At 68.7% G+C, this 9756-nt stretch carries 9 protein-coding genes; 3 read left to right on the forward strand and 6 right to left on the reverse strand.

What is annotated here, in order from left to right; genetic code table 11:
* Positions 1-63 precede the first annotated feature (63 nt).
* The 4 genes from QSJ59_RS18300 to QSJ59_RS18315 form a co-directional block, all read right to left on the reverse strand.
* Positions 64-453 (reverse strand): rhodanese-like domain-containing protein, encoded by a 390-nt coding sequence (locus QSJ59_RS18300; RefSeq protein WP_285760839.1) that lies wholly within the window; start codon positions 451-453, stop codon positions 64-66.
* Positions 450-1007, reverse strand: a complete 558-nt coding sequence (locus tag QSJ59_RS18305) for a cysteine dioxygenase (RefSeq protein WP_285760841.1) — start codon at positions 1005-1007, stop codon at positions 450-452. Before QSJ59_RS18305 ends, QSJ59_RS18300 begins: the two co-directional genes overlap by 4 nt.
* A gap of 342 nt (positions 1008-1349) precedes the next feature.
* Positions 1350-1565, reverse strand: a complete 216-nt coding sequence (locus QSJ59_RS18310; protein WP_285760842.1) for a hypothetical protein — start codon at positions 1563-1565, stop codon at positions 1350-1352.
* Positions 1552-2883 (reverse strand): PspC domain-containing protein, encoded by a 1332-nt coding sequence (locus QSJ59_RS18315; RefSeq protein ID WP_285760843.1) that lies wholly within the window; start codon positions 2881-2883, stop codon positions 1552-1554. The genes QSJ59_RS18310 and QSJ59_RS18315 overlap by 14 nt, the downstream gene beginning before the upstream one ends.
* Before the next feature lie 162 nt (positions 2884-3045).
* Between QSJ59_RS18315 and QSJ59_RS18320 the strand changes: the two genes are divergently transcribed.
* Both QSJ59_RS18320 and QSJ59_RS18325 read left to right on the forward strand, forming a co-directional pair.
* Positions 3046-4263 (forward strand): ATP-binding protein, encoded by a 1218-nt coding sequence (locus tag QSJ59_RS18320; protein ID WP_285760844.1) that lies wholly within the window; start codon positions 3046-3048, stop codon positions 4261-4263.
* Positions 4264-4365: 102 nt separating this feature from the next.
* Positions 4366-5031: a response regulator gene (locus tag QSJ59_RS18325; protein WP_285760845.1), complete on the forward strand. Its 666-nt coding sequence runs from the start codon at positions 4366-4368 to the stop codon at positions 5029-5031.
* Positions 5032-5125: 94 nt separating this feature from the next.
* Here QSJ59_RS18325 and QSJ59_RS18330 read toward each other — a convergent pair whose 3' ends face one another.
* The gene (locus QSJ59_RS18330) at positions 5126-6058 is read right to left on the reverse strand and encodes a nucleoside hydrolase (protein WP_285760864.1); all 933 of its coding nucleotides are present in this window, start codon (positions 6056-6058) and stop codon (positions 5126-5128) included.
* Positions 6059-6074: 16 nt separating this feature from the next.
* Positions 6075-6740, reverse strand: coding sequence for a Pr6Pr family membrane protein (locus QSJ59_RS18335; protein ID WP_285760846.1), 666 nt, complete (start codon positions 6738-6740; stop codon positions 6075-6077).
* A 147-nt stretch (positions 6741-6887) separates the two neighbouring features.
* On the opposite strand from QSJ59_RS18335, the gene pcrA reads away from it, so the two are divergent.
* A complete protein-coding gene (gene pcrA / locus QSJ59_RS18340; protein WP_285760847.1) occupies positions 6888-9161 on the forward strand; it encodes a DNA helicase PcrA in 2274 nt (757 codons plus the stop codon).
* Positions 9162-9756: the final 595 nt, after the last annotated feature.

Consider the following 9756-nt stretch of genomic DNA (forward strand, 5'->3'; position numbering starts at 1 on the left):
GGCCACGTGCCGTCGATCGGGGTCTCGTTCCCGCCGAATTCCTCGGCCGCAACGAGGCCCCGATCAGTGCGGGGGTGCGGAGCGCACCGGGAGTCCGGCCGCCGCCCAGGAACGGAACCCGCCGACCAGGTCGGTCGCCCGGTGCAGTCCCAGTTCGCGCAGGCTCGCCGCGGCCAGGCTTGAGGCGTAGCCCTCGTTGCAGAACAGGATGATGTGCAGGTCCGGGCTGTCGGCTTCGGGAACACGGTCGGGGCTGGTCGGGTCCAAGCGCCATTCGAGCACGTTGCGATCGATCACCAGGGCGCCGGGGATCACGCCCTCGGTCGCGCGGTTCTCCACCGGCCTGGTGTCCACCAGCAGCGCGCCCGCAGCAAACGCCGCGTGTGCCTCGTGGGGGTCCAGCCGTTCCAGTCCGGCACGGCGCTGGTCGAGGAGGCGGTCGATCGCGCTCATGCGAGGGCTCCGTTGGTGGGCACTGCGTCCAGCGGCGGGGCGTCGGGTTCCGGGACATGGGTGAGGACGCTGTGCGTGCGGCGCAGCGCACCCGCCTCGTCCACCCGGTAGTACGACATCGCCGTGAGCGGCGGTGAGTAGGCGTGCACGCTGACCGCGGGCGCCTCGGCGATATTGACCACGTCGTGCACGTAGCCCACGGGGAAGCCGACGCTGCGTCCGGTCGTCAGCCCGCGTTCGCGCAGGCCCGCGTCACCGCGGTTCTGTACGCGCCACACGCGCTCGGTCAGCTCGCCGTCCACCACGGTGAGTGCGCCCAGCGAGCCCGCGTGGTCGTGCAGCTCGGTGGACTGGGCCTGCGTCCAGCTGATCAGCCAGACGTCGGCGTAGGTCTCGCTGCGCAGCCGTACCGACCAGCGGTCGCTCGCGTCGAACTGGATCTCGTGCAGACCCGCGCGCACCTCTTCGGCGGTCTCGCGGGTGAGCTCTACGAGCTCGTCGAGGGTCAGCGGCGTCGGGCCGAGGACGCGCGCGGATGAGTCGGCGATGGTCATGTGAGGCTGTCTTTCTCCGAGGTCGGCGGTGACGGTTCAGCAGTCGCGTTCAGCGCCGCCGACACCCCTCGTCAAAGACTTCGCTCCGATGCCACACCCTGTTCCCAATCGAGGTGACGTGCATAAACTTAGTTAACCATATTTCCTACTGGAAAGGTCTTCTTTAGTGATCCGGTGCACCGGGCCGCCCGGCGTCGGGCTGGGCTATGCGGTTCCTCTGGCGACACACCAATACCACATGGTCGCATATCGACACAAACGGGTGTGTCGTGGAGGCGTGTCCCCACGGGCCGGGCCGAGGACCCACGCGCCGCGCACCCCCGCGGGTCCAGGACCGTGTGCTCACCGTCCGCCCTGGCGCCGCAGTTCGCGCCGCTCCCGGTACCGGCCCACCGTACGAACCGTGCCCACGGCGACTAACCCGGCCCCCAGGACCGGAAGCAGCCACAAGGAACTGAACCACCAACCGGTCGAGCCCTGCACGACGAACGCCAGACCCAGCATGACGAACAGCAGCCCCGCGGTCAGCGACGCCCAGTCGGTTCTACGACGCGACATGGCGCACCTCCACTGTCCCCACCTGGGATCGCACGTCGATCACCAACGTCGCCGACGGGTCGTGCCCAACCGGTTCCACGGTCTCGGTCAACCGGTTGTCCACCCCGTACCGCTCCATGTCACCCACCTTGACCTCTCCCACACCGGATGAAGCGTTCACCACGACCCGCACCGACTCTGGTACCAGTACCTCGACGGTCCCGATGCCGACCCGTGCGCGTACCGCCAACTCCTGGCCCGGCTCAAGAGGAATCCCCGTCAGATCGATATCGGCGTTTCCCGCGGTCAAGGCGAACCCCTCCTCGGCCTGTGCCACCGTGCTCGGACCCCAGGGCGCGTCACCGAAACGCATCGTCGTCAGATCGGTCGTCGAAGCGGCCACCGCCATCACCGTCGCCACCGTCGCCACCGTCTTCACCCCTCGGCCATCGCCCGCCCACGTACCGACCACCAGCACGGCGCCCAGCAGCAACACGACCCCGCCGAGGTAGAGAGGCCCCGTCCCAGGGGCGATCAGCGACGACCACGACACCCCGCCCACCATTACGAACGTCGTGATGCTCAGCCCCGCCACCAACCACAGCGCGGCCATCAGGAGCGACGCTCCCCGTCCCTTCCGGCACGCGTCGGACCCCGTGCCCCAGCCCGGGGTGGAACCGGTGTCCTCGTCGCTCTCCTCCTCCGTCGCCTCCGCATTGTGCTCCGCCGCGTGACGCCCCACCAACGCCAGGTCGACCGGTCCGGCCGGCGCCGCAGCCCACGGCTGTGCAGGGTTGTAGTAGGAGGCCGTCGGTTCCGGCTCCGGCGCGGCGGGGGGCGGACCGGTCGCCTTCAGCCACCCGGGGAGGTCCCGGGCGGTCTGCTGAAGATCCACACCCCGGTTGTGCGCGCTCAACCCGCTCAGGATCAAGGGCGTCGCCAACACCAGCGTTCCCCAGCCGAACCCGCCCACCAGGCTCAACGCAGTGGCGACCGCCAGCCCCACACCCAACAGCGCTACGACCGCCTTGCCCAGCAGCCGTACGCCCAGCAGCTGTTCGGCCATCGCCGGCCCACCGCGCGAGTCGCGCATCAACAGCCACGCCGCGATATACAGGAACAGGCCCGTACCGCCCACCAGGGCGGTGATCGCGAACGTCGTCCGCCACACCACCGGGTCGGTCTGGGTGTAGCGGCCCAACCCGGCGGCGACACCGGTCACCACACCGTTGACGTCGTCCTTGCGCAGCAGGCGCTCGGCGCCGTCCCCTTCCGGGGGGGCCACCCCGGTCGGAGCCGCGCCCTGGCCGGTCCCGGCAGCAGACTCACGATCCTCCATGTCCCCATCGTCGCCCCAACCGCCGGCGGTTCCCATCGGGGACCACCCTGACCCCACCCTGAACCGGCGGTCCGCAAAGCTGGGGCGTGCCCCTGATGCGACCGCGTCGACGGGCGCGGCATCCTGGTAGGGCGGCAGCGCGAGCACAATGATGGGGGACGGTTGACGACGGCGACGGAGCGGGAGACACCACAGCTCTACCGTGGGCGAAACGACCGCCTGGTAACCGGTGTGGGCTCCGGGCTCGCCCGGCATCTGGGGATCGATCCCGTCGTCGCACGCCTGGCGCTGCTCGCCCTGTCCACCGCAGGCATCGGCATCGCCGTCTACATCACCCTGACCCTGGTGGTTCCGACCGAGCCGGAGACAACCGACCCCTCCGACCCTCTCGACGTCAAGGCGCGCGCCCGGAAAAAGGGCCGCGACATCAGCCAGCTGCTCGCCTACATCGCGCTGGCCACCGGCATGGGGGTGCTGTTCCTGCTGTTCGGCGGCGTGTTCGATCCGCTGCTGTGGTTCCTCGTCTTCGGCGCGTTGGGTGGCACGATCCTCTGGCAGCAGGCCAACGCCGCCCAGCGTGACGAGTGGGTTGCCAGCACCCCCTTCCGCGGCCGCAAGGGCTGGGCGCGCACCGGAGCCGGGGTCCTGCTGGTCATCACCGGAGTCATCGGCTTCCTCGCGTTCCAACAGCAGCTGAGTGACGCCCGCGCCGGCCTGACCTTCGCCATCGCACTGCTCTCGGGGATCGCGCTGATCGCCGCCCCCTGGATCGTCGGCCTGGTCCGAGAGCGCGACAAGGAGCGCCGCGAGCGAATCCGCAGCCAGGAACGCGCCGAACTCGCCGCGCACATCCACGACTCGGTACTGCACACCCTCACCCTGATCCAACGCCGGGCGGAGGACCCGCGCGAGGTCCAGCGGCTGGCCCGCGTCCAGGAACGGGCGCTGCGAAGCTGGCTCTACCAGCGCCCCGCGGACGCCGAGACCACCGTCTCGCCCGCACTCGAACGCGTTGCCGCCGAAGTCGAGGAGGCCCACGGCGTACCGATCGAGGTCGTGTGCGTCGGCGACTGCCCCATTGACGACGGCGTCCGCGCCACCCTCCAGGCCGCCCGCGAGGCAATGGTCAACGCCTCCAAGTACGCGGGGGTGGACACCGTCGCCGTGTTCGGCGAGGTCGAACCCGACGAGGTGCTCGTCTTCATCCGCGACCGGGGGGAGGGCTTCGACCTCGACGACCTCCCCGCCGACCGGATGGGCGTACGCGGCTCCATCATCGGACGGATGGAACGCCACGGCGGGAACGCCCGCATCCGAACCGCGCCCGGCGAAGGCACCGAAGTCCAGTTGCGGATGCCCCGCGGTGCCGAGACCAGGTAGGGCGGGGGCCGCACCCGTTCACGCATCAGCGGTGGTGCCCGGAGGTGGCCGAGTCCGGCACCGGGCGCCCGTGGGCGAGCCGGCAAGGGTAGAGTCCAGCCCGTGGTAGACGAAAACTCCTTTGCATCCGGGCGGGTCCCGCGCGTCGTCATCGTGGACGACCACCGGCTCTTTCGCAGCGGTGTGCGCGGCGAACTCGGCGACGCGGTAGAGGTCATCGGCGAGGCCGGCGACGTCGACAGCGCGGTCCGCGTCATCGTCGAGCACCAGCCCGACCTCGTCCTGCTCGACGTCCATCTTCCCGGGGGCGGCGGAGTCGAGGTGCTGCGCCGTGTGCTGGCCAAGCACCCCGAGATCCGTTTCCTCGCACTGTCGGTGTCCGATGCCGCCGAGGACGTGATCGGTGTCGTCCGCGGCGGCGCACGCGGCTACGTCACCAAGACCATCTCGGGCAAGGAACTGGCCAACGCCATCGTGCGGGTAGCCGACGGCGACGCGGTGTTCTCCCCCCGGCTCGCGGGGTTCGTCCTGGACGCCTTCTCCGCCACCGACGCGCCTCCCATGGACCCCGAGCTCGACCGGCTCACCCAGCGCGAGCGCGAGGTCCTGCGCCTCATCGCCAGGGGGTACGCCTACAAAGAGGTCGCCAAGGAGCTGTTCATCTCCGTCAAGACCGTCGAGACCCACGTCTCCTCGGTCCTGCGCAAGCTCCAGCTCTCCAACCGTCACGAGCTCAGCCGCTGGGCGACCGCCCGCAAACTGGTCTGACCCCGCCCTGCGGCCGACGCGCCCCCTGCCGGCCGCCGCGTCACCGTGCGACCGGCCCCGGTGACGCACCGGCCCCCGCCCCTGCCCCGGCAGGTCAGCGCAGGGCGTCCAGCATGCGCTTGAGGAATCCGTCCGCGTCCACCTCGGTCACCAGGGTCACCGCGGGCCGATCGTCCGCACGGGGACGGGGGCGCAGGTCGGCGACGGTCGCCCCACGGGTGTGTGCTCCGTTGAGCTCGACGCGGACCGGTACCGACACCGACTCCACCACCATGAGCTCCGGGTTCACCAGGATGGCCGCGGCCAGGGGGTCGTGCATGGCGCACGCGCGCTCGCCCAGGACGCTCTCGTAGAACCCCACGTAGAAGTCCAGGAAGCGGTGCGTGTACTCGGCGCGCTCGCCTGCCACGGCTGCCAGGTCGTCCAACCATCGGCCGCCTGCCAGGGTGCGCATCGTCACGTCCAGCGCCACCAGGGAAAGGTCGAACCCGGCACCCAGCACGGCCTCGGCCGCCTCGGGATCGTTCATGATGTTGGCCTCGGCCCACGCGGTCACGTTGCCCGGTGCCTGCACGGCGCCGCCCATGACGACCACCCGCCCGGCCAACTCGGGGAGCCTCGGTTCCAAGGCCAGGGCCAGTGCGAGGTTCGTCAGCGGTCCCACCGCCAGCACGTCGATCTCCCCGGGAGATTCCCGGACCAGGCGCACCAGCAGTTCCGCGGCCGACTCGTCCACCGGTCGTGCGGTGGGCTCCGGTGCCCGCACACCGCCCAGCCCGTTCTCGCCGTGCACGTGCCCGGCCAGGTTCGGCGGCTGTACCAGCGGCCGGCCGGCCCCCGCGGCGACGGGCACCTCGGGCCGTCCGTACAGTGCCAGCAGCCGAAGCGCGTTGTCCGTGGTGATCTCTACGGAGTTGTTGCCGTACACGGTGCCGACGCCCACGATCTCCACGTCGGCGCAGGCGGCCAGGTAAGCCAGCGCCAGCGCGTCGTCGATCCCCGGATCGCAGTCCACGAAGACCCGCACATCTACCCCCAAAAAACTACTGATTCGACGGGTCAGAGCTTAGAGCCGGTACCCGACCGGTCGGGCTGTCCGGGCCGGTACCGGCCCCCATCCGGCCCAACAGCCGGTCCGCGCCCACCAGGCAGAGGCCCAGAACCAGAAACGCCAGCGCGAGCAGCACCGCGTTGCCCGCCACCCCGGAGTAGCCGGCCAGTGACACGTCCACGAAGAAGTACGGGTAATCGCTCTCGGGCAGCACGATTCCGCGCACCGTGGTGAACACGACGTAGGCCAACGGATACGCCAACCACAGGACGGCGTCGCGAACCCGCAGCCCACCCCGCTCGTCGAGCAGCAGGAAGTCCACCGCGGCCATGACCGGAGTGACCAGATGCAGCAGATCGCTGGAATCGGCGAGTGAGAACGCGGCCAGGTCGGGGCCGTCGGTCAGGATGAAGTTGTAGACCAGCCCGGTGATGAGCACGAAGAAGGTGACGCCTGCTCTGACGAACGGCGGCGGTCCTGCGCGGCCGGCCAGTACCGCCCACGCCGAGGCCGCCATGCACATCCCCAGCAAAATGTTGCTCTGGTTGGTGAAGAAGACCAGCGGCGGCCACAGCCCTCTCTGCCACATCTCCGTCCCGACCCCGAACACGACCGCCGTCACGATCGCGATCCGGAACCCTCCCGCGAACACGCGCACTCGCTGAACCGCCTTTCTGCCCGTGGCTCCGATGGCGATGCTATTGCCGCAGTTCGGTGCGCTTCCAGGCGGGATGGCTCAGGTGCTGCCGGATGACACCCCCGAGTGCGGGGACCGATCCCGTGCGGCGCCCGTACCCTAGGTGGGGTGTCCTCCCAAGAACAGCTTCTCGAAGGTCTGAACGAGCCCCAGCGCGCTGCCGTCACGCACGCCGGAAGCCCCCTGCTGCTCGTGGCGGGTGCGGGTTCGGGCAAGACCCGTGTGCTCACGCACCGGATCGCCCACCTGTTGTCCGAGCGCGGGGTCCGCCCCGGCGAAGTGCTGGCGATCACCTTCACCAACAAGGCCGCGGCCGAGATGAAGCAGCGCATCGAGAAGATCCTGGGAGCCCGCGTCGCCAACACGATGTGGGTGATGACCTTCCACTCCGCCTGTGTGCGCATCCTGCGCCGCGAGGCCGGGCGACTGGGCTACCCCAGCAGTTTCACCATCTACGACTCCGCCGACTCCCAGCGGCTCATGCAGCTGGTCTGTCGCGAACTCGACCTCGACCCCAAGCGCTTCCCGCCCCGGTCCTTCTCGGCACAGGTGTCCAACCTCAAGAACGAATTGGTCGACTACGACACCTTCGCCGACCAGGCGCAGACCGAGCAGGAGAAGAAGCTCGCCGAGGCGTACCGGCTCTACCAGCAGCGCCTGCACGAGGCGGGTGCGATGGACTTCGACGACCTCATCATGGTCACCGTCAACCTGTTCCAGATGTTCCCCGACATCGCCGAGCACTACCGGCGTCGCTTCCGTCACCTGATGGTCGACGAGTACCAGGACACCAACCACGCACAGTACGAACTGGTGCGCGAACTCGTGGGGACGGGCGGGCCCGACGACGTCGTCCCGCAGGCAGAACTGTGCGTGGTGGGGGACGCCGACCAGTCCATCTACGCCTTCCGCGGGGCGACCATCCGCAACATCCTGGAGTTCGAACGGGACTATCCCAACGCTACGACGATCCTGCTGGAACAGAACTACCGGTCGAGTCAGAACATCCTCACGGCCGCCAACTCGGTGATCCAGCGCAACTCCGAGCGCAGGGCCAAGAAGCTGTGGTCCGACCGGGGGGACGGTCCGCCCATCGTCGGCTACGTCGCCGACAACGAACACGACGAGGCGGCATTCGTCGTCGGTGAGATCGACACGCTCACCGACGACGGGGTGTGCGCTCCCGGCGAGGTCGCGGTGTTCTACCGGACCAACGCCCAGTCCCGGGTGTTCGAGGACGTGTTCATCCGGACCGGACTTCCCTACAAGATCGTGGGCGGGGTGCGCTTCTACGAGCGCAAGGAGATCCGCGACGTCCTGGCCTATCTCCGGGCGTTGGCCAACCCCGAGGACACGGTCAGTCTGCGTCGGATCCTCAACGTCCCCAAACGCGGCATCGGCGACCGGGCCGAGGCGGTCGTCGAACTGTTCGCCGCACGCGAGCGGATCTCCTTCTCCCGTGCCCTGCGCCGGGCCGACGAGGCACCGGGCATCGCGACCCGTTCCCTCAAGGCGATCAAAGAATTCACCGCGCTGCTGGAGGAGCTGGAGGCGCTCGTTCCGACGAGCAGCCCGGTCGAGATCGTCGAGGCCGTGCTGGAACGCACGGGCTATCTGAGCGAACTGGCCAACTCCAAGGATCTGCAGGACGAGAGCCGGCTGGAGAACCTTGAGGAGTTCGTCGAGGTCGCCAGGGAGTTCGAGGGGTCCTTCGCCGGTTCGCCGACCGCTGACGACGGTGATGGAGAGGAGCGACCGGAGGCCGGCGAGCCGGTCGAGGCCACCCTCGTGGACTTCCTGGAGCAGGTCGCGTTGGTGGCCGACGCCGATCAGATCCCCGACGCCGACGAGCACGGCGGAGTGGTCACCCTTATGACGCTGCACGCGGCGAAGGGGCTGGAGTTCCCGGTGGTCTTCCTGACCGGGATGGAGGACGGCGTCTTCCCGCACATGCGCACGCTCGGCGACAAGGTCGCCCTGGAGGAGGAACGGCGGCTCGCCTATGTCGGGATCACCCGCGCGCAGGAACGGCTCTACCTGAGCCGCTCCGCGGTGCGCAGCGCATGGGGAACGCCCGCCTACAACCCCGCATCGCGGTTCCTCGACGAGGTTCCCAAGGAACTGGTCGACTGGCGCAGGGCCGAATCCTCGATCGCGCGTGTCCAGGCGCCGCCCCGCATGGCCAAGGCCGCCCCCCGCAAGCCCTCGCGTGACGTGCCTGCCCTCAGCCCGGGGGACAAGGTGAACCACGATTCGTTCGGCATGGGCACGGTGGTGCTCGTCGACGGGGCCGGGGACCGGACCAAGGCGCGGATCGACTTCGGTGCGGACATCGGGGAGAAGGACCTGATGGTGAAATTCGCGCCGCTCGAAAAACTGTAGCTCCGACCGCTGGGTCGGTAACCGAGGGGCTGACCAGTCGGGACACCGGAGGGGTGGGGCGGGTGCAACCGTTTTCGCCCCAACAACGGTTACTGTCCCGTCCTGAGGGGCTCCAAACCTCCGCTAGAGTCGTAGACGTCGCCGGGAACGCCGGGCAGGCCGAAAAAGCCAGGCCCGGAGGTACGGGCGACACTCTGGAGAAACCGCACGAAGCACTGCTGAGAGCGGGTACTCTGGTGGAACCGAGCGAAACGAACGCGGCCGACAGGACGCGGGCGAGCCGGTTCACCTCACTCGAACAACGTTCGGTCCGAGCACGCTCGGACAGGCGGTAGAGTGAGAATCACTCCGGAAGACACCCTGGTACTTGACAGGGAAGAAATCAGGAGTAAGCTTGAAGGGTTGGCCCGAAACGAGAAACTCTGATAGAGTCTCACTCGGAAAGACTTAAAACTAAGCGGAAACAATGCCGCACCGATACGAAGAGCGTGACACGCGGGCCTGGCCCGCTGGGAATGCTTGTAGACGGTTAAGCGGTTGCTTTTTGAGAACTCAACAGCGCGTGTTTATTTACTTACAGCCAAGTTTGTTTTGG

Origin of the sequence: Nocardiopsis ansamitocini, assembly GCF_030268225.1 — a bacterium.
GTDB classification, from domain to species: domain Bacteria; phylum Actinomycetota; class Actinomycetes; order Streptosporangiales; family Streptosporangiaceae; genus Nocardiopsis_D; species Nocardiopsis_D ansamitocini.